The sequence below is a fragment of the Eubacterium sp. AF17-7 genome, assembly GCF_003461285.1.
Lineage (GTDB): Bacteria > Bacillota > Clostridia > Lachnospirales > Lachnospiraceae > Eubacterium_U > Eubacterium_U album.
The window spans coordinates 228,268-248,415 of the sequence record NZ_QTWU01000001.1 but is presented as its reverse complement, the minus strand read 5'-3'; the positions used below and the strand labels follow the sequence as shown (position 1 = coordinate 248,415).

Below are 20,148 nucleotides of genomic sequence, written 5' to 3'. Positions count from 1 at the left end.
CCTTTAACGGTGGAATCCGTCCTGACCTACTAATATGTTCAGCCGGCTGCTCTAAGGCGAGTTCATTATATCACTCCTACTGTCTCACATCAACCGACAGCTTTCTGAAAGTCGCTCAATAATTACTGTTCCTCTTCTATGCATTTGTTTATGTTTTAACTGTGATAATAATAACATATGCAAATCTAGAATTAAAGTGACATTTTTAATCATTTTTATTGATATTTTTTAATATTTTGTATTTTATTTATCAATTTAGTTGATTTTTCTTTTTTATAACAATAAAAAACGCGTGCCTTCAAGTACGCTAACAATAAAGAAAGCTACCAACTTTAAATTGATAGCTTTCTTTATTATATAAATATATTTTTTAACCTAATACAATTATGATATTCAGCCTACTTTTAATTTAAATTTCTGAACATCTTTTTCACTGTCAACCTTTTCAATTGTTGCTCCAAGTCCTCTTAACTTGTCAGAGAAGTGTTCATAACCTCTCTTAATGTAAACAATATCTTCAACAGTTGTAAATCCTTCTGCTGCAAGTCCGGCAATTACTAACGCTGCTCCTGCTCTTAAGTCAGGTGCACAAACCGGTGCTCCTGTAAGACCATTTACGCCCATTATTAAAGCTGTATTGCCTTCAACTTTAATTCTTGCACCCATTCTGTTAAGTTCATCTACATATTTAAATCTGTTTTCAAAAATGCTTTCTGTTACTGTGCTGCTACCATTGGCCATTGCAAGTACAACTGCCATCTGTGGCTGCATATCTGTTGGGAATCCCGGATATGGTAACGTCTTAATCTGAGTATTTCTAATAAATTCTCCACCTTTAACTCTTACCGCATCATCGTATTCTGTTATTACGCAACCCATTTCAATAAGCTTAGCTGAAATGCATTCCAAATGTTTAGGAATAACATTCTTTACAAGAACACTTCCGCCTGTTGCTGCTGCTGCACACATAAATGTTCCTGCTTCAATCTGATCAGGAATTGTAGAATAAACTGTTCCGTGTAACTTCTCTACACCTTCAATTCTAATCTTATCTGTTCCTGCACCTCTGATATTAGCTCCCATACTGTTAAGCATATTAGCTACATCTACAACGTGAGGCTCTTTAGCTGCATTTTCAATAATTGTCTTACCTTGAGCCATTGAAGCTGCAAGCATAACATTAATTGTTGCTCCTACTGATACAACGTCAAGGAATATATGATTTCCTAATAACTTCTCTGCTCTGGCATCTACCATGCCATGTTCTGTATCAACTTCTGCACCTAAAGCTCTAAATCCTTTTATATGCTGATCTATTGGTCTGCTTCCTATGTCACATCCACCTGGAAGAGCTACTTCGGCCTTATTAAATTTACCAAGTAACGCTCCAATTAAATAATAAGAAGCTCTTATTTTCTTCATCTGTTCATATTCAACTACACATGATGTAATTGTGTCACCTTTTATCTTAACGCAGTGTCTGTCTACTCTATCGACTGTGGCACCAATGTTAGCAATTGCATCAATCAAATGATTAATATCACTAACGTCAGGTAAATTATCTATTGTCACTTCTTCATCAGTCATAATAGCCGCTGCTAATAAACCTAAAGCTGCGTTCTTAGCACCACTTATCTCCACTTCTCCATTGAGTGGTGTTCCGCCTTTTATAATATAACGTTCCATTATGCACCTCGGGTATTTATGTATATAATTGAGTTGTAAAAACTCAAAGCAAAAACCGACCGAAATAGTTTATCATCTAATTCACTAATTCGGTCTAACTTTAAAATTCTATTTATTTCTATCTATTATGTCACTTGTATGAGAATTAAATTCTAATACAATTATCCTTTGCTTCTTTACGCATAGACTAATTATAACACATTATCGCTCTTTGTAAACCGATTAATTCATACATTTTCACAATTTATTATATGTTTTTTTGTTGAAAATGTTACCTATTTAAGAAAATTAAGTGGATTTACATGCTTATCATTTTGTATTACTTCAAAGTGAAGATGCGGACCTGTACTGTCTCCGGTATTTCCACTAAGTCCTATTATCCTTCCCTGTTCAACCGTATCACCTAAATTAATTAAGATTTTACTTAAATGAGCGTATCTGGTTTTTAGTCCATTTCCATGATTTACCAGTATATTATATCCATAACTGTCACTTAAATATGCTTTTTCTACTGTACCATCTGCTGCCGCACATACGCTTGTTCCAACTTCAACTGCCCAGTCGTGTCCCAAATGTGTGGTTCTTCTGTCAACCACGTCTCCAAATACTGAAGTTGTCACTCCACCACTTACAGGTTTTCTAAGTTGTATCACAGTATTTGATACATTCTGTACTGAATTATCATCAGTTTGGTTTATTTCATTATTTGCTGTCCTTCTCAAATAATCTTTATTTATTGTATTTTTTAAAGACTCCTTATTTGCTGTATCTTCCAAATAGTCAGCTTTTTCACCTTTTATAGAAGATATTTTTGTATTGCAAATTTCTTTAACTGCGCCATCACTTTCTTTATGATTTTTAGCTAAATGTGTATCTGAGGTATCATTTGCCTGAATAACTTTTATAGTTTTATCATTTTCTAAAATCATAAAACTATATGCCCATGTTTCCATTATCATTTGAGAAAAATTAAACAGGATTATCATAAGTATTAAAATTCCTGCCACAACATATGATACTGCATGGCATTTGTTTATATACTTACTATTCATTTTTAATTGTAAACGCCTCCAAATAAATTGTTATTTTGTTCACATGCTACCAGGCTCAAAAGTTCTAAGCCTACATGAGTTTGTTCATAAGTAAGTGAATTATCTTATTATTCGCCTTTGTATTAACAAATTATTTTATTCACATTCGTTTTTTCCTATTTTTACATCTGCCCTATTTTTCGCCTTTGTACTCTTTTATTTTTTCTAATGTAAACTGCACAGTTTCTTCTACATTTATGTTACTTTCATTTACCACTACATCTGCATATTTTTCATAAAGGGGTACTCTTTCGTTAAATAAATCATCAAGCGTCTGTCCATCACGCAAAACTACGCCTCTGTTTTTCAAATTGCCAAGTCTCTTTTTTAGGTTTGCCAAATCAAGCTCTAAATATACAACAGTTGCAATTTCTGACAAATGTTCCATTGCTTCCCTGCCGTACACTACGCTTCCGCCTGTTGAAATAATGGCTTTTTTAGGATTTAATGATTTATTTATATCATTTTCTACCTGAATAAATCCATCTATTCCTTTTTCAGCTATTATTTCTTTAAGCAATTTATTTTCTCTATCCTGAATTACCAAATCAGCATCTATAAACTGGTATCCCATCAACTTTGCAAGTATTACTCCTACTGTACTTTTTCCTACTCCCGGCATTCCTATTAAAACAATATTTTCCTTCATTTTCAGTCCTTTCTCTATTTGTTGCTATTTAATACTTTATCAATTTTATAATTTTTTGCTACTGCTTACACTTTGTAAAATTAGCTATTAGTATTTAATGTTTCTTTATTTTATCTTTATTCAAAAGACTTGCCCTTGACACGGCATCTTCTCCATATTTTTCTTTTATTGCATCTAATGCCTTATCAAGTTTTTTCATTTTTTCTCTGGACGGTTGAACCTTTTGTGATTGTTTTTCATTCATAAGCTCAAATATTGACATTTGCTCCGGCTCATCTTCTCCTACAAGATTCGCTGTTCTTATTCCTAAAAGTCTTACCTGCTTTCCTGTCCAAATATCCTTAAATAACTGTTTTGCATTTTCGTATATTTCATTTTCTACATTTGTAGCATTATACAAACTTGTCTGATGAGACATTTTTGAAAAATCATTATACTTTATCTCAATGGCAATTGTTTTTGCTTTTTGTCCGGACTCTCTCAATCGTCCGCTTACCTTTACAGCCAACTGTAATAATACTAAATTTATATCATCTATTTTGTCTAAATCTGTTGGAAGTGTTGTAGAATTTCCAATTCCTTTAAAATCTTCTTTTGTAGCATTTACTTTTGAATCATCAATTCCATTTGCATACTCCCACAAAATTTTCCCGTGTTTTTTCAAATGTGATTCCACTATATTAACCGGTGTATTTGCTAACTGACCTATTGTATGGATTCCTAATTTATTTAAAACTTCCACACTTGATTTGCCTGCCATAAACAGTTCACCAACCGGAAGTGGCCACATTTTTGTTTTTATTTCTTCCGGAAACAATGTATGTATTTTATTTGGCTTTTCAAAATCCGATGCCATTTTTGCTAATACTTTTTTAGAAGAAATTCCTATGTTTACTGTAAATCCTAATTCATTTTGAATTCTGTTTTTTATAACCTCTGCTGCTGACATATATGAACTGAACTTATTCTGAATTCCCGTATAGTTAAAATAACATTCATCAACACTGACCTGTTCAATGTCCGAAGTATATTCTTTTAATATGGAAATAAATTTTCTACTCTGCTCACGGTAATACTCATGTTCAGGTGGTATTATCATAATATCAGGGCATTTTTTTAATGCATCAGCCACCGGCTCACCTGTTTTTATTCCATATTTCTGAGCTGATATTGATTTTGCAAGGACTATTCCATGACGTTTTTCTCTGTCACCACCTATGATAGCCGGAATTGTTCTTACATCTACATCATTGCCTTCCTTTAGCAGTTTTACTGCAGTCCAACTTAAAAATGCTGAATTTACATCAATATGAAATATAATTTGTTCCATACACTGCCACCTGCCTTTTTCCTAGTAGCTTTTCCTAAATATCTATGCTTTTGCATTTTTCGACTTTTTATCTCTTATTTTCTAATCTTTTCTTTTTATTTGCAGATTTTTTTCTCTTTTTCTTCATTACGCTATAACCAAATCTTCCAAGATTTTGACCTAAACTATAATAATGTCCATGAGAATATACTATTGGATTTGCTTTTTCTAATTGGAATCTTCCATCCTTATCCATATATTCTTTGTCTGCGTGTACTGCTAATACATTTGCAATAAACATGTCATGAGAACCACATTCTTTTACATCAACAACTTTGCACTCAATGTTCACCGGACTTTCTTTTATTAATGGAGCCTTTACATACTGTGCCTTTTCTTTTGTCAAATGTGCTTCTTTAAATTTATCAACATCTCTTCCTGATTTAACTCCACAATAATCTGTTGCATACGCCAAATCTTTTGTAGTCAGATTTATTACAAATTCTCCTGTTTCTTTTATCATCTTATACGAATGTCGCGATGGTCGTATTGATACATAAGCCATCGCCGGATTTGTACATATTGTGCCTGTCCATGCAACTGTCAGTACATTGTCATTACCTTCGTTATCACTTACCGTTACCAAAACTGCAGGCAAAGGAAATATCATATTCCCCGGTTTCCAAATTTCTTTTGACATTAATCTTCTCCCTTTTCTTTTTGGTTTTTATTTTTAACTTTTATATCCGTAAGGGTTAATGTTTGATCTTCATTTAATGTATAGGTTAAAGTCATTTTTGTTTTGCACGACCCGCCTATACTGTAAACATAACTCGTATAAATTGCTGTATCTGTAGAGGACACATATGTATACACAAAATCATATGTAACAGTAAATGTATTGTCATTATTATACACACTCTGATGTTTCATTTCTCCCGGTTCAAATGAAACTACTGAATATTTATCAATGTTCTTTGTTTCCGGCCAATATAATACTTCTTCTGTTTCTTTTAAATATTTATCAACCTTTTTCTGAAGTTTTTTATCATTTGCAAAATATGCTTTTAACTCTTTATTATTGCCTTTTTTCTCCCTTGCATTAACATAAAACTGAGTAATCATATTGTCTGCATTTGCCTTTATTTTTTCTTCAAATTCTAAATTTGCATGATATGCTGTAGCGTCGAAATTAATTGTAGTTCCTTCCTGAATAATTTCAGGTTTTAAATCTATCTGGCTATATCTGTTTATCGCATTTGCGTCATATGCTCCGTAAAGTATTTTATCAAAATGATATGTATCTGTATTTGTATTCGCGTCTGTCGTGACCTTAGCCATATCTTTTGTTACGACTTCTCCATTTATATATAAAGCATCTCCTGTCGGCACAACAAAATTTACGTTTTTTACAAGCATTTTTGATATATCTACTTTATAATCAGGAATAATCTGCATTCCATGTTTTACTTCATCAAATACCAATTTTATTGTCTGGTTAGTTTCTGTTGTTTCATTATTACATATAATATCTACTGTCTTTTTGCCATTTTCTTTATATGGCTCAGAAATTTCATATGAATCAATTACAATAGATTCTCTTATCTTTTTCACTCTGTCTGTGTATGCAGTTTTATTTATATATGTATTCTTTGGCTGATTTACAAGACCATATATTGTATCATAATCCTGAGCCAAAAATGCTTTGAAATATGCAACTGCCTCATCAGTAGGATTAGATTCATAATTTACATATGACAATCCTGCGCCTATTACTGCACATACTGTCAAAAATAAAAGTGCTCCTATCAGTCTTACTATATTGGAATTTATTATTTTTTTAATCATTTCAATCCACCTTCCCGTTTCAAAATAATGTTACCTATTATCCTTGATTTTTGCAAGGCTTTTATGTATCATTTATGTATCAAAATTGCTTTTACTTTACAAAAAGCGGATTGGAGAATTCATGGACAAAAAATTACTTTTTAATGATGCTTTGTCTTCTTTAATAGAATTTGCGACAGCTAATGCAAACCATGTGTCTACTGAAGACATTCATACTTTTTTCAATGACATAATAGAAGATGAAAAGCAATACGAATTTATATATAAGTACTTACAGGAAAGTAAAATAAAAATTGATGGAATGGATTATATTGTTTCTGAAGAAGTGACTATTGATCCTAAGGAAGAAGAGACTAAGGAATTAGAGACCGTAAAAGCAGCTGAAAGTAAAGTTGTAGAAACTGAAGCTGAACTTGCTTTTATTGAAATGTATAAAAAGGATTTAGAAGCTATTGATGAAATATCAGAAGCCGAGCTTGCTAATTTACTTGATTTGCTTGCAAACGGAGACCTTTCTGTTACTAATAAAATTGTTGAATCTCAACTTTCAAAAGTAGCTGGTATTGCAAATGAATTTCGTGGGCAGGGTGTAACTTATGGTGATTTAATTCAGGAAGCAAATATTGGATTAATGATAGCTCTTTCTGAATTTAATGGTTCTTCTGACGAATTTGCAGCTTATGTTGATGATGCCATCAGAAATACATTAAATCTTGTCATCAATGACCAAATTAACGAAGACCGTGTTGGCGAACATCTGGCTAACCGTATGAATGAATTAGATGAAATTTCCAGAGACCTTACTGAATTACTTGGTCGTGCTCCAACTTTTGAAGAGTTGGCTAAGAAAATGGGTATAACTGAAGATGAAGTTGAAACAATTGTAAAAACTTCTCTTAATGTTTTAAATGCCGGTGATTCCCAGGATGCAGAAGCTATCAATAAAGCGTCTTCTGAATTAAACGCTACAGAAGCTAATAATTCTGATTTAAATGAATTGGGCTTAAATGATTTTGAATCTTCTATATTAAATAACTCTGTATCAAATGACTTTGGAACATCTTCTCCATTAATTAATAATACTGACGAAGAATTTGTATCTTCTGAAACAGATTTAGGTGACCCATTAGAATGGAAGATAAATAAAAAATAGTATTTTGGAATGCAAAAAATATGATTTTAAAATAGAAAAAAACAACGGATGATTTTAAGAAATATTAAAATCATCCGTTGTTTTTTACACTATTTTCCTTTTCTCTTTTTTACGCACTCCGCTAAAAGATATTCAATCTGGCCATTTATTGAGCGGAAATCATCTTCTGCCCATGCTGCAATCTCTTCCCATAATGAAGGGGACAGTCTTAACAACACCTGTTTCTTTGCCTTTTCTTTTTCTTTTAGTTTTTTTTCTTTTGTTAATATTTCTTTTTCCATATTAGAAATATTTTCTAAACGTTTTTGGAGCTCAAGTTCTTTTTTATTAAGTTGTTCTTCCTTATCCATACCGGCTCCTTTCACTGTTTTTTCAATATATATAGTTTCAAATAGTCATAACTTTTTTAATTTATTTTAGCACAATTGTTTGACTTATTTTAACATTATTATCTGATGAATTAATTTTCAATTTATTATTTTCTATTTTTATTAATAAATACTTCCGCTGTTCACAATTGGTTGTGCTTCTTTATTTCCACATAACACAACTAAAAGATTACTTACCATAGCAGCTTTTCTTTCTTCATCAAGCACCACAATTTCTTCTTCTCCAAGTTGGTCAATTGCCATTTTAACCATACTTACTGCGCCTTCAACAATTTTCTGTCTTGCTGCAATAATTGCCGTTGCCTGTTGTCTCTGAAGCATTGCTGCAGCTATTTCTTCTGCATATGACAAATGAGTTATTCTAACTTCCATAATTTCTATTCCGGCATCTTCAACCTTTTTCTGTAACTCTACTTCCATACTATCTGCAATTTCCTGGCTGCTTCCACGTAGAGTCTTTTCGTTATCATCCTCATTTTCATCTGATATTATATCATAAGGATACAATCTTGAAATATTTCTTATTACAGAATCACACTGAGTTGATAAAAATTTCATATAATTATCAACATTTAAAACTGCTTTTGTAGGGTCAATTATCTTGCAAATAACCACCGCTCCGATAATTATCGGATTTCCTAAAGCATCATTCACTTTCTGTTTCTCATTATTTAATGTTATAACCTTAGTTGATATTTTCTTTTTTGTAACTCCGGCAACTTTTGCTGAGCTGTTACCATTAGCATCAGAAGAAATTTCAAAGATATTTCCTGTTGTTTCTTCGTTAGGAACTACTGCACTACAAAATGGATTTATAAAATAAAATCCTGCACTTTTAATTGTGCCATAATATTCACCAAAAAGAGTAAATACCATTGCTTCATTAGGATTAACTGATTTTAGTCCACATGACAGAACAATAGATACAATTAATAACGCTAAACTAACAACAAATAAACCGATTCCTAATCCAAATATCACGTCATTAACATCTTCATAGTTTATTGCAAAAACTAATCCTAGTACAAACGTCACAACTGTTGCTACATATCCAAGTATATTGGCAAATAACATTGCGAATCCATTTTTCTTAGTAATTTCCCTTTCCTTTACATTACTTAACTTTACATTTTCATCCATAACTTTATCCTCCCAAGTATTAAAGTGATATTATTTTGATATTACTTTAATACTTATTCTTTTCTTTGTCAATGATAAAATTTATAATACACAAATTCTGATAATTTACTTTTTCCCTCCTATGGTCTATGTGTATAAACTTTAATAAAATTTATTCACAAGACAAAAGTATTTTCTGCATTGTAGCATATGCTCTAATCAAAAAAGACCAAACAGTGTATGCATACTGTTCAGTCTTTTTTCTTATACTTATTCTTTTATTGTAATTGATTGCTTTTTAATTCTATACTAAATTTTATTATAGGTTTATTTTTCTCATACCTCTTTTGCTACTACTTCTATATTTAAATGTATTTTATTGTAACGCCAGACAAATTTGCTGATCCCTTAATAACAACTGTCACGCTTTCAGCATCTGTTGGTGCTTTTGTACCTTCTTCGTCGTAGCCGCCAAATGAACAATTTAACTCATTTTCTACAATCCAGTTAGCCGGAATATAAATTTCCACTCCTCCAAATGAATTCTTTATTTCTATTTCAAGTCTCTTACTTGGCACTTTTGCCTTATCTAAATAAATTGACATTCCTGAAAATTCATTTCTTACATATACTTTTTTTAAATTATTTGAAGTAATGTATTTAACAGTTCCTGCAAATTTTGATTCGCATGTTACTACTTCTCCGCTATCCTGCTCTACATTAACATTTTCATCAAAATATTTTCCTTCATTACTACTATTATTGCTGTAATAATGATTTCCACCTGAGTAATCTTTTTTCCATTTTTTATTTTTCTTTCCAAATATCATGCTTATTCCAATACTTCCTAACAATGCTGCAAACAGAATCGGCCATGGAGTTATACTTTCAATGTGAAGTTGCTCTGACCAGACAATTGCTAAAAAAGCAAGCGAGAATAATATTGTTGTTGCCTGTAATCTTACAATTCCATCTAATAATGCAGCACCAAAAAGTACTGTAAAAATTATACTCCAGACACCCACGCCTTCAATCAGACCCAGACCATTAACTACAATTAATGCAGCCATTATTATAAATATCATTCCCCAGTAAATATTGTTTTTTTTCATCACATATTCCTCATTTCTTCTAATTTTTCTTTTAACGGCTTGTAATATGCCCTTGAAACATATACATGTTTAGGCGTTCCTTCAAATTCAATTAAACTTGACGCTGTCAGATTTCTTGTAATCGCATACACTTTCTTTACATTTAAAATTGCTGACTTTGATATTCTGCTAAAGTACCATGGTAATATTTTCTCCAATTCGTATAATTTACTGCCTGTTAAAAATATCTCATTTGCTGTATGAGCCATAACCTGATTGTTATCAGTTTCAAAAAAAAGAATTTCACCAACATCTATATAAAATTCTTTTTCACCCTGTTTAAGCTCAATTTTAAGACTCTGGTTTTCCATCGCTGAGATAGTTTTCTGAATATTAATTATATTCTCATTCAGTTCGTGGCAATTTATTATTACCTGTTCCTCTATGCAGTTTTCATCCACATTTACGATTACTTTCATATCTGACTCCTTATGTGATGATTATATTTGCAAATTATGTGGATGTAAATAGATTTTATGTAAGTGGTATTTTATTAGCAGTAAGTGGTAAATACCAGTCTGTGAACGTTATTTGCAAACAAATTTAGGAGCCGATGGATAACCACCGGCCCCTTTAATGAGATTAAGTAAAATATATTTTAAGAACAGAGTTCCTAAATATCCATTATATTGTTGAGTATTTACTCATTTGAAAGTGCTGCAATACCTGTGTCACCTGTTCTGACTCTCATTACATCTTCTACATCTGTTACGAAAATCTTACCATCGCCAACACCGCCTGTATAAAGAGCTTTTCTAGCTGCTGCTACTACAAGATTAGGATCAACTGTTGATACAACAATTTCAACTTTAACCTTTGGAAGAAGGTTCATGCTCATCTTAACACCTCTGTAAACACCACTCTTTCCCTGTTCAACACCACAGCCCATTGCCTGGATAACTGTCATACCTGTTACACCGATAGCTGCCATTGTGTCTTTAAGGGTTCCAAATTTATCTTCATTACAAATAACTGTAATCTTTGTATATTTTCCAGTTGGTTTTGCTTCACCAATTGATAATGTAGCAGGTTCAAGATTTGCTACATCTACTGCTCCTACGCTTTCACCCATGTATGAAGGTGTTGTAGGAAGGAAGTCTGCATATGCTGATGCAAGACCATGTTCTGATATATCCATACCAATAATTTCTTCTTCTGCTGTTGTTCTAATTCCAATTGTATGTTTAATAAGCTGGAATACAATTGTCATCATGATTGCTGCGTATACATCAATAGCAACAATACCTAAAATCTGAATTCCTAATAATTTTGCTCCACCACCGTAGAATAAACCTGCGTAATAAGAACCATCTGCAAATGCCTGAACTGTATCGCCTTTACCTGTTGCAAATAAGCCTACTGCAATTGTTCCCCAAACACCGTTTGCCCAGTGAACACCAACTGCCCCAACAGGGTCATCAATGTGTAACTTCTTATCAAGTACTTCTACTACTACATCTACTAAAATACCTGCAACTGCACCAATTACTAAAGCACCAATTGTATCAACTGAAGCACAACCTGCTGTAATTGCTACCAAACCTGCAAGTGATGCATTTAAGCACATACCTACATCAGGTTTTCCATCTTTAATCCAAGTAAATATCATACATACAACTGTTGCTGTTGCAGGAGCGATTGTTGTATTCATAAAGATTGATGCAAGACTGTCTGTGTTTGTTGCAGCTGCACCGTTAAATCCATACCATCCAAACCAAAGGATGAAACATCCAAGAGCTCCAAGTGTTATTGAATGTCCACCGATAGCATTTGAAATAATTGTTCCATCTGCTTTCTTTGTGTATTTACCAATTCTGGCTCCAAGAATAATTGCTCCGACTAAAGCTGCCATACCACCTACTGAGTGGATTACTGCTGAACCTGCGAAATCTACGAAATGTAATTTCTGTAACCATCCGTTTCCGCCGTAGTTCCAAACCCAACCTGCTTCAATAGGATATACAATCAAACTGATTGCTGCTGAGTAAACACAATAAGCACTGAATTTTGTTCTTTCAGCCATAGCTCCTGAAACAATTGTTGCTGCTGTTGCACAGAATACTAACTGGAATACGAACTGTGACCAATTGAAGTTGCTGTAATTTGTGAAGATGTCAAGATTTGGAATACCGATAATTCCCATTACATAATCTTCTGACATCATAAGTCCAAAACCTAAAACAATGTACATTATAGTACCAATACAAAAATCCATCAGGTTCTTCATGATAATGTTACCTGCATTCTTTGCTCTGGTAAATCCTGTTTCAACCATTGCGAAACCGGCCTGCATAAAGAATACTAAACTTGCACCAATTAAGAACCAAATTGCAAAACTACTACTTGTAGCTGCATCCAAAATTTCATTTGCGTCCATAACTAATTCCTCCATTCTTTTTTCATTGTCCTATAGATTTTACTTAAGAAAGCATTTTTAAAGGGGAAACACTTTCCAAGTTCTGAGAAGTTTTTCTTCTCATTTGTAATCATCCGGTAAATATTAATTACTGTATAATTACTAATACAAAAAAATACAAGGGCACTGACTTCTTACGTCTGCGCCCTTGCATTTCTTATCATGCACTGTATTCTAGCAAATGATTTTTTAAATTTCAACTAAAAATCTATTTTGCTTATTTTATAATACAAATCCTTTTGTATTTTAAATTGACATTTAATTATTTTAATTTGATATTTATTTTATTCATATATTCCTTAAAAAATTTAATATCAATTGCATCTTTTACATTATTTCTTTAATTGATTTATATACGCCTTCGCCATCTAAACCAAATTCTTTTAATAATTCAACAGCCGGTCCTGAATGTCCATAAACATCCTGAACACCAATTTTTGTAACAGGTGTAGGACATTTTGCACTTAAGCAGTCACAAACTGCACTTCCAAGTCCACCAATAACTGAATGTTCTTCAACAGTTACTACTTTACCTGTAGTCTTTGCTGATTCTACAATTAAATCTTCATCTAATGGCTTAATTGTATGAATATTAATTACTGTAGCTTCAATTCCATCCTGTGCCAATTTTTCTGCTGCTTCCAAAGCTGAAGATACCATGAGTCCTGTTGCAACAATTGTAAGGTCCTTACCTTCACGCATTGTTACACCCTTACCTACTTCAAACTTGTAATCTTCTTTATTTAATACAGGTGCAGCCAAACGTCCAAATCTTAAATAAACAGGTCCGTCAATTTCATATGCTGCCTTTACTGCCGCTCTTGCTTCTACATCATCACATGGATTAATAACTGTCATTCCAGGGATTGTTCTCATTAAAGCAATATCTTCATTACACTGATGTGTAGCTCCATCTTCACCTACAGAAATACCTGCATGTGTAGCTCCTATTTTTACATTAAGATGTGGATATCCAATTTCATTCCTAATCTGTTCGTAAGCCCTTCCTGCTGCAAACATAGCAAATGTACTTGCAAAAGGAACTTTACCTGTTGTTGAAAGTCCTGCTGCAATCCCCATCATATTTGCTTCTGCAATACCACAGTCAAAGAATTTGTCAGGGTTTGCTTTTTTGAAAATGCCTGTCTTTGTAGCTGCTGCTAAATCAGCGTCTAATACTACTACGTTATCATGCTCTTTAGCTAATTCTACAAGTGCATTACCATAGCTTTCTCTTGTTGCTATCTTCTTTACTTCTGACATAATGCTTCACCTGCTTTCTCTAATTCTTCCATTGCCTGTTCAAACTGCTCATCATTTGGAGCTGCACCATGCCATGAAGCCTGGTTTTCCATAAATGAAACACCTTTTCCTTTAATACTCTTCATAATAATTGCTGTAGGCATTCCTTTTGTTTCTCTTGCTTCCTTTAAAGCTGCTCTAATTTCATCAAAATTATGAGCATCTATATTAATTACATGGAAATTAAATGCTTCAAATTTCTTATCAATTGGGTATGGTGAACATACATCTTCAATTGTTCCATCAATCTGAAGGTTATTATTATCGACAATAACAGTAAGGTTATCTAACTTCTTTGCTCCTGCAAACATAGCTGCTTCCCAAATCTGTCCTTCCTGAATTTCGCCATCACCTGTAACTGCAAATACTCTGTAATCTTTGTTATCAATCTTTGCGCCTAAAGCCATTCCTACTGCTGCAGAAACACCCTGTCCTAATGATCCTGCTGACATATCAACACCCGGTGTATGCTTCATATCAGGATGTCCCTGTAAATAAGAACCGATATGTCTTAAAGTTGTTAAATCTTCCTTAGGGAAGAATCCTTTTTCTGCTAACACTGCATATAAAGCAGGTGCAACGTGACCTTTTGATAAAACTAATCTGTCTCTGTCTTCCATCTTAGGATTTTTAGGGTCAACATTCATTTCTTCGAAATACAAAAATGTTAACATGTCGGCTACTGATAATGATCCACCCGGATGTCCTGATTTTGCGCTGTGTACGCCTTTAATAACACCTTTACGCACTTCATTTGCTATTTTTTCAAGCTGTAAATTTTCCATTTTAATTCCTTTCTTTTATTTAATATTAAAATCTGCTTCTTTTAATATCTGCAAATCGTCTTTATCTTTTGCTTTAAAAATACCAACGATTTTTCTGCCTAATTTATGTTTTGCCCTTTTTATGGCTGCATCTAATATTTGTTCAACATCCTTCTGACTGATTTCTTTCTTTGTTCCATACCAGTCATCTATAGCTTTAAATAATGCAAGCATTCCCATCTCGTTGATATTAAAGCCGTTATCTTTAGCATATTGAACACCATAAGCTACCCATTCTTTTACATTATAAGTCTTAATAAGAATAGGATAATCAAAAATCTGTTTTAACTCTTCATTCTCATCAAACATATCTGCCATTGCATCAGTTTCTCCTTCGAGAACTATCAACATGTCATTTGTATAAAGTTTAGCAGACTTAATTATCTCATCTATTTGCTCACTATTCAAATCTGTAGCTTTTTCTACAATTAAATCGCTTCCCATAAGTTTGTTTAATGCAGCTGTAAATCCTCTTCGGTTTAATACCTCCGCATTTACTTTAGCAATTCTTCTTCCGGCTCTGCCTCTCTTTGCATTAACCATCTTGATTATATCAATAGCCAATGTAGTTTTTCCACTTTTTTCATCACCACTGATTGCTATGTTTCCATTTGAAGAATTTCCATCAGGCACAAATTCTTTGACTAATTTTTCAATTGTGTATTTTATTGTATCGTCCAATCCTTCAATGTTTGTATAATTTGCAAACACCTTCATATCTTCATCTGTTACAATTTTTGTTCCTGAATTATCTTTTTCTTCTTTTGTTTCAGATTCTTTCTCTGCTGATTTCTGTTCTGTTTCCTGTTCTGAACCTTTACCTTCTTCTACTGCATCTGATTCCTGCTCTGCAGGTTCAACTTCTTCTGTTGACTCTGATTCCTGCTCTGCAGGTTCAACTTCTTCTGGCTCTGATTCAACATAATCTTCTGATTTATCTAATGATCCTTTTAATTTACTATCTTCTACTTCATCATTATCATCCATCCCATCAACTGATTCTGAATCTTCTTTTGCTTCTGAATCTTCTTTAGAATCCGCAACATCTGTCAAATCGCTTAACTCTAATGCATCCTCATCGCTCAAATCAGGTAAATCAAGATTTGGAATTTCTATCTTAGGTATATCAAGTTCCGGTATGCTTATCTCCGGCATGCTTTCAATTTCCTGCGCAATCTTATCCATTTCGGCTGATACTTCAAGCATTTCAACATTTTCCATCTCTGATTTTTTTGTTTCTTCCGGCTCGTCTTTAGTTAAATTTTCTGATGAATCTTCTTGTAATTCTTCCTCAACTAAATCTTCTTTTGGCTCTTCAAAATCCTCTGCCGATTCATCTTCCGACTCCTCTATATCTTCTATAGGTTCATCTTCTGAATCTTCAACTTCTTCCACGTCATCAATTGTTTCATAATCTTCTATTGTTTCCGCATATTCGTTTTCTGATTCATCAGTACTATTTATTTCAAACTCCTCTGTTGATTCGTTTTCTAATTCATCAACAGGTTTGTTTTCCGTTTTTCCTAGCGATTTCATTTCCGGCTCTGTTGATTCAACTGCGTCTTCATCAATTGTATCACTTTCCGACTCACCAACTGTTTCTTCTAAAGGTTCATCCAGCAATTCAGGCTCTTCAGAAATTATATTTTCCTCCGCCTCTTTTACCAAATCACTGATACTCTTAGGTCTTTCTAATTCCATTGTTTTATCAATGTCTGAAATTAAAATTGACTCTCTTCGTTCTCTTTCAAGTTCTTCAGCAGGCATATCTCTGAAATCAATAATATCATTGTTAAATATTTCCTCTAAATCTGCTGATAATTCACTTAAACGCTTTTTAGGTAACTTTTCTGTAACAACCTCAGGCTCTTCATATTCTGGCAATTTCTCAGGCTCACCTTCAATATTCATCATTCTTTCGGAATCTATAATATTATTTAATTCTTCAAGTTCTTCCTTTTCATATTGAATAGTTTCCTCTATGTCGTAATTTACCAAATCTTCTTCCGGCAACTGATTCCCTAATACTGAATCATCTGTACCACTAATTATCTCAGGCATATCGAATTCCAAATCCAATGTTGGTACATTTGTCTGTTCTGACTCAGCTGCCTTTTCCAATTCCTCTTCGATATTTGGTATTGCTTTTGTTTCACCTGCGACTTCTTCATTACCTAAAGTATCCATATCGGTATTCGGTGTTGCTTTTGTTTCACCTGTAACTTCTTCATCTTCCAAAGCTTCAATGTCGATGTTTGGTATTGCTTTTGTTTCACCTGCGACTTCTTCATCTTCCAAAGCTTCAATGTCGATGTTTGGTATTACTTTTGTTTCACCTACGGCTTCTTCATTACCTAAAGTATCCATATCGGTATTCGGTGTTGCTTTTGTTTCACCTGCAGTTTCTGTATCTTCCAAAGCTTCAATATCAAAATTTGGAATTTCATTTGTTTCAGGTGATTTTTCAATATTATCTGTTTTTTCAAAATCAATCGGATCCAATGTTATTTCTGTCATCTCATTATCCATATTTGGAATTGAAGATGTATGCTTTTCTAATTGAACCGTATCTGAAATATCATTTGAACTTACATTAATTCTTTTTTCATTATGTCTTTCAGGAGCAGCAGACTGGTTTACTATTTCATTTAAATCCATTGTTCCAAATGAAATTTCACCTGTCTGGAATTTAATTTCCTCTTCTATAACATCGGTATCAACATCAGGAACAAATACATCTGCTGCCGCTTCTGCTGCAAATGATTCAAGTCCACGTTGAACCATATCTAATTCTTTTTCGTGGTCTGCACCAAGTTCCTTATCATGAGTAGGATTTTCAAATTCTGATACACCGGCATGCTGTATCTCTTTTCCCTGATTACTTATCTCAATTTCATCAAAATACTGCTCATTATCATAGTTATATGTCTCAGTATCTTCGATTTCCTGTTCATTTCCTTCTTCATCTATACCAAGACCTTCATGTATCGACTGAATTCTCTTATAGTCAGGATTTATTTTTTCAAAATCTTCTTCTGTTTTTTCGACAATATTTTCTGCCTCATCTAAGGCCTTAACTGCCTTTTCAACTGTGTCCGCCTTAAGAATTCCCCTATCCTGAAGTTTATGTAAAACTTCTTCTATTGATAATTGTCCTGTATTCTGCTTTTTAACTATCTGATCTTCTTCATCATCAGTTATGCTTTCGTTATTTGAAGCATTATCTTCTTCGCTAAGACTTTTTTCATCAGAATCATTTTCTTGTATAGCATCAACATTCTCTTTACCATCCAAAATAGTTTCCGCTTCTTTATCGACATTGTTTTCTGTAGAATCGCTTTCAACAGCTATTTTTTCAACATCCAACTTGCCATCGCTTTCATCTGTCGCTTCTTTAGCTGAATAATCTGACTTTTCTTTAGAACTTTCTTCAATATTAGCTTCATCGACTATAAACTCATTTTCTTTTGATTCCAAGTTTTCTTCTGATTCCAAATTTTTGTTCACTTCTGGATTCTCTTCTGATTCTGAATTTTCTTCTGATTCTAACTCCAATTCGTCTTTTTCAAATTCATCTTCAAAAGTAATCTCATGCATTTCAGGATCATTTTGCTCTACAAATATCTCCTGTACATCAGGATTGTTCTGCTGTGCAAACAGTTCTTTTTGTTCCGATTCACCTTCGGCTTTCTTTTCGTCATTTGACTTGTGAATACTTTCTATAACAGGATGTTTAAGCTTTCTGATACTTTCTTTAAAATTATCCTTTCTTATCATAAATGGAATACTTGGTCTCTCGTCAATAACCTCATCAGCTATCTTTACCGACACTGATTCTTTCTCTTTATCTTCAGAGATGGCATTATCTATTGATAAGTTATCTTCTATGTCTCCTGCCTGTTTGTTTTCTTTTCTCTCATCTTTTTCTATCTTTTGTAAAGGCTTTCTGCCTAATCTATAATTGTCATATCTCTCCTGCTGAAGCTTTGTAAGTGGTCTGTAAAGTTTTTTTAACTCCATAGCCTTATTTACATATTTTCCTTCAGCAAACCATAAGCTTATTTCATCGCACATATCAACGCAGCCTTCTTCATCTCCTGCTTCATGATATAACTTAGCTAATTCATAAGCCCATTTTTCCTCCATATCTTCCTGAATATACTTTTCAAGGATTTCTATTAGTTTTCCAATTGGAGCCTTCTTTGCTTTCTGCATTTCATACTGCAATATATATTTATCATTGTCCCTAGGTGCAAGTTCAACAAAGTCCTGATAAAACTCTTCTGCTTCATCAAACTGCTGTAATTTTGCTGACAACAAACACAACCTATAAGCCAAATGTCTTCCTGTATTTGTATTTTCATAAGCAATAATCAAAGCCTGCTTTGCCTTATCATACTGCTTTGCCATTTCATATGCATCTGCTATTAGGGATAAAATGTCATTTGCTTTTTCTCTTCTATAATCAAGAGAGTCTGCGATTTGCACTGCTCTTTCGTAATCTTTATTACGAACAGCGACTCTCATTTCTTCTATTTTAAAGTTATACTCATTTCTATCCATTTTGATAAACACCTTTCATTCATCCGCCGTTGCGAATTATGACTTAATCTAAATCTGCACTCTTCCCTGTAACGCTCTCAGTAACGTAACGTTATCAATACATTCTAAATCTCCACCTACCGGTACTCCACTGGCGATTCGACTTATCTTTATCCCTAAAGGTTTAACGACTTTGCTTATGTACATCGCCGTTGCTTCACCTTCAACGCTGGAATTTGTAGCAATTATAACTTCATCTACATCATCTTTTAATCTTTCAAATAATTCTTTAAGTTTTATATCATTCTGTCCAATTCCCATTAAAGGATTTATGGCACCATGTAATACATGGTATACCCCTTTATATTCTCCTACTTTTTCATAGGCTGCCATATCTTTTGTGTTTTCTACAACCATAATTGTTTTATGGTCTCTGTCTTTACTTGCGCAAATAGGACAAATGTCCTGATCTGTCAAAGTAAAACACTTTTTACAATATTTTACATTTTTCTTAGCATCAATAATTGATTGGGATAACTCTTCCACCTGTTCCTGTGGCATATCTAATATATAAAATGCAAGTCTTGACGCTGTCTTAGCGCCAATTCCCGGAAGTATGGAAAGTTCCTCAATCAACTTTGATATATATCCACTGTAATAATCCAATGT

The 20,148-nt window shown here is 33.3% G+C and carries 16 protein-coding genes and 1 other annotated feature (1 of these 17 only partly in view); of the genes, 1 reads left to right on the top strand and 15 read right to left on the bottom strand.

Going from position 1 to position 20,148, the window contains the following annotated elements; translation table 11 throughout:
- Positions 1-148: a binding site (T-box leader), on the bottom strand (it extends 77 nt beyond the left edge of the window).
- 245 nt (positions 149-393) lie between these two features.
- The 6 genes from DWW96_RS00975 to DWW96_RS00950 all read right to left on the bottom strand — a co-directional run bounded on the left by DWW96_RS00975 (position 394) and on the right by DWW96_RS00950 (position 6,583).
- Positions 394-1,686, bottom strand: a complete 1,293-nt coding sequence (locus tag DWW96_RS00975; protein ID WP_022089352.1) for a UDP-N-acetylglucosamine 1-carboxyvinyltransferase — start codon at positions 1,684-1,686, stop codon at positions 394-396.
- Between the two features lie 275 nt (positions 1,687-1,961).
- Positions 1,962-2,738 carry a M23 family metallopeptidase gene (locus DWW96_RS00970; protein ID WP_117908441.1) on the bottom strand — a complete coding sequence of 259 codons (777 nt, stop codon included), beginning with the start codon at positions 2,736-2,738 and terminating at the stop codon, positions 1,962-1,964.
- Positions 2,739-2,910: 172 nt separating this feature from the next.
- Positions 2,911-3,426, bottom strand: coding sequence for a shikimate kinase (locus DWW96_RS00965; protein WP_117908439.1), 516 nt, complete (start codon positions 3,424-3,426; stop codon positions 2,911-2,913).
- 94 nt (positions 3,427-3,520) lie between these two features.
- The gene (locus DWW96_RS00960) at positions 3,521-4,756 is read right to left on the bottom strand and encodes a DNA polymerase IV (protein ID WP_117908437.1); all 1,236 of its coding nucleotides are present in this window, start codon (positions 4,754-4,756) and stop codon (positions 3,521-3,523) included.
- Between the two features lie 67 nt (positions 4,757-4,823).
- Positions 4,824-5,435 (bottom strand): flavin reductase family protein, encoded by a 612-nt coding sequence (locus DWW96_RS00955; RefSeq protein ID WP_117908435.1) that lies wholly within the window; start codon positions 5,433-5,435, stop codon positions 4,824-4,826.
- A complete protein-coding gene (locus DWW96_RS00950; protein WP_117908434.1) occupies positions 5,435-6,583 on the bottom strand; it encodes an NTF2-like N-terminal transpeptidase domain-containing protein in 1,149 nt (382 codons plus the stop codon). Before DWW96_RS00950 ends, DWW96_RS00955 begins: the two co-directional genes overlap by 1 nt.
- A gap of 121 nt (positions 6,584-6,704) precedes the next feature.
- On the opposite strand from DWW96_RS00950, the gene DWW96_RS00945 reads away from it, so the two are divergent.
- Positions 6,705-7,736, top strand: coding sequence for a sigma-70 domain-containing protein (locus DWW96_RS00945; protein WP_117908432.1), 1,032 nt, complete (start codon positions 6,705-6,707; stop codon positions 7,734-7,736).
- 89 nt (positions 7,737-7,825) lie between these two features.
- Here DWW96_RS00945 and DWW96_RS00940 read toward each other — a convergent pair whose 3' ends face one another.
- The 9 genes from DWW96_RS00940 to recR all read right to left on the bottom strand — a co-directional run bounded on the left by DWW96_RS00940 (position 7,826) and on the right by recR (position 20,145).
- The gene (locus DWW96_RS00940) at positions 7,826-8,017 is read right to left on the bottom strand and encodes an Arc family DNA-binding protein (RefSeq protein ID WP_117909009.1); all 192 of its coding nucleotides are present in this window, start codon (positions 8,015-8,017) and stop codon (positions 7,826-7,828) included.
- Positions 8,018-8,227: 210 nt separating this feature from the next.
- Positions 8,228-9,265 (bottom strand): SPFH domain-containing protein, encoded by a 1,038-nt coding sequence (locus DWW96_RS00935; RefSeq protein WP_117908430.1) that lies wholly within the window; start codon positions 9,263-9,265, stop codon positions 8,228-8,230.
- 344 nt (positions 9,266-9,609) lie between these two features.
- On the bottom strand, positions 9,610-10,356 hold the full coding sequence (locus DWW96_RS00930) for a LiaF domain-containing protein (RefSeq protein WP_117908428.1): 747 nt from the start codon (positions 10,354-10,356) through the stop codon (positions 9,610-9,612).
- Entirely contained in the window at positions 10,356-10,814 is a 459-nt protein-coding gene (locus tag DWW96_RS00925) for a LytTR family DNA-binding domain-containing protein (protein WP_022089342.1), read from the bottom strand. Before DWW96_RS00925 ends, DWW96_RS00930 begins: the two co-directional genes overlap by 1 nt.
- Before the next feature lie 221 nt (positions 10,815-11,035).
- Positions 11,036-12,772 (bottom strand): ammonium transporter, encoded by a 1,737-nt coding sequence (locus tag DWW96_RS00920; RefSeq protein WP_243002988.1) that lies wholly within the window; start codon positions 12,770-12,772, stop codon positions 11,036-11,038.
- 366 nt (positions 12,773-13,138) lie between these two features.
- A complete protein-coding gene (locus tag DWW96_RS00915) occupies positions 13,139-14,074 on the bottom strand; it encodes a transketolase family protein (RefSeq protein WP_117908425.1) in 936 nt (311 codons plus the stop codon).
- Complete coding sequence (locus DWW96_RS00910) at positions 14,062-14,898, bottom strand: transketolase (RefSeq protein WP_022089338.1); 837 nt, start codon at positions 14,896-14,898, stop codon at positions 14,062-14,064. Before DWW96_RS00910 ends, DWW96_RS00915 begins: the two co-directional genes overlap by 13 nt.
- Before the next feature lie 15 nt (positions 14,899-14,913).
- Positions 14,914-19,500 (bottom strand): hypothetical protein, encoded by a 4,587-nt coding sequence (locus DWW96_RS00905; RefSeq protein WP_117908423.1) that lies wholly within the window; start codon positions 19,498-19,500, stop codon positions 14,914-14,916.
- A gap of 48 nt (positions 19,501-19,548) precedes the next feature.
- The gene (recR, locus tag DWW96_RS00900; protein ID WP_022089336.1) at positions 19,549-20,145 is read right to left on the bottom strand and encodes a recombination mediator RecR; all 597 of its coding nucleotides are present in this window, start codon (positions 20,143-20,145) and stop codon (positions 19,549-19,551) included.
- Positions 20,146-20,148 lie beyond the last annotated feature (3 nt).

Excerpts from the sequence above, each read along its gene's own strand:
- DWW96_RS00945 (WP_117908432.1), top strand. The coding sequence starts at position 6,705 with ATGGACAAAAAATTACTTTTTAATGATGCTTTGTCTTCTTTAATAGAA.
- DWW96_RS00970 (WP_117908441.1), bottom strand. The coding sequence starts at position 2,738 with ATGAATAGTAAGTATATAAACAAATGCCATGCAGTATCATATGTTGTG.
- DWW96_RS00910 (WP_022089338.1), bottom strand. The coding sequence starts at position 14,898 with ATGGAAAATTTACAGCTTGAAAAAATAGCAAATGAAGTGCGTAAAGGT.
- DWW96_RS00920 (WP_243002988.1), bottom strand. The coding sequence starts at position 12,772 with ATGGACGCAAATGAAATTTTGGATGCAGCTACAAGTAGTAGTTTTGCA.
- DWW96_RS00925 (WP_022089342.1), bottom strand. The coding sequence starts at position 10,814 with ATGAAAGTAATCGTAAATGTGGATGAAAACTGCATAGAGGAACAGGTA.
- DWW96_RS00955 (WP_117908435.1), bottom strand. The coding sequence starts at position 5,435 with ATGTCAAAAGAAATTTGGAAACCGGGGAATATGATATTTCCTTTGCCT.
- DWW96_RS00930 (WP_117908428.1), bottom strand. The coding sequence starts at position 10,356 with ATGAAAAAAAACAATATTTACTGGGGAATGATATTTATAATAATGGCT.
- DWW96_RS00950 (WP_117908434.1), bottom strand. The coding sequence starts at position 6,583 with ATGATTAAAAAAATAATAAATTCCAATATAGTAAGACTGATAGGAGCA.
- DWW96_RS00960 (WP_117908437.1), bottom strand. The coding sequence starts at position 4,756 with ATGGAACAAATTATATTTCATATTGATGTAAATTCAGCATTTTTAAGT.
- DWW96_RS00935 (WP_117908430.1), bottom strand. The coding sequence starts at position 9,265 with ATGGATGAAAATGTAAAGTTAAGTAATGTAAAGGAAAGGGAAATTACT.
- DWW96_RS00915 (WP_117908425.1), bottom strand. The coding sequence starts at position 14,074 with ATGTCAGAAGTAAAGAAGATAGCAACAAGAGAAAGCTATGGTAATGCA.
- DWW96_RS00965 (WP_117908439.1), bottom strand. The coding sequence starts at position 3,426 with ATGAAGGAAAATATTGTTTTAATAGGAATGCCGGGAGTAGGAAAAAGT.
- DWW96_RS00905 (WP_117908423.1), bottom strand. The coding sequence starts at position 19,500 with ATGGATAGAAATGAGTATAACTTTAAAATAGAAGAAATGAGAGTCGCT.
- DWW96_RS00940 (WP_117909009.1), bottom strand. The coding sequence starts at position 8,017 with ATGGAAAAAGAAATATTAACAAAAGAAAAAAAACTAAAAGAAAAAGAA.
- DWW96_RS00975 (WP_022089352.1), bottom strand. The coding sequence starts at position 1,686 with ATGGAACGTTATATTATAAAAGGCGGAACACCACTCAATGGAGAAGTG.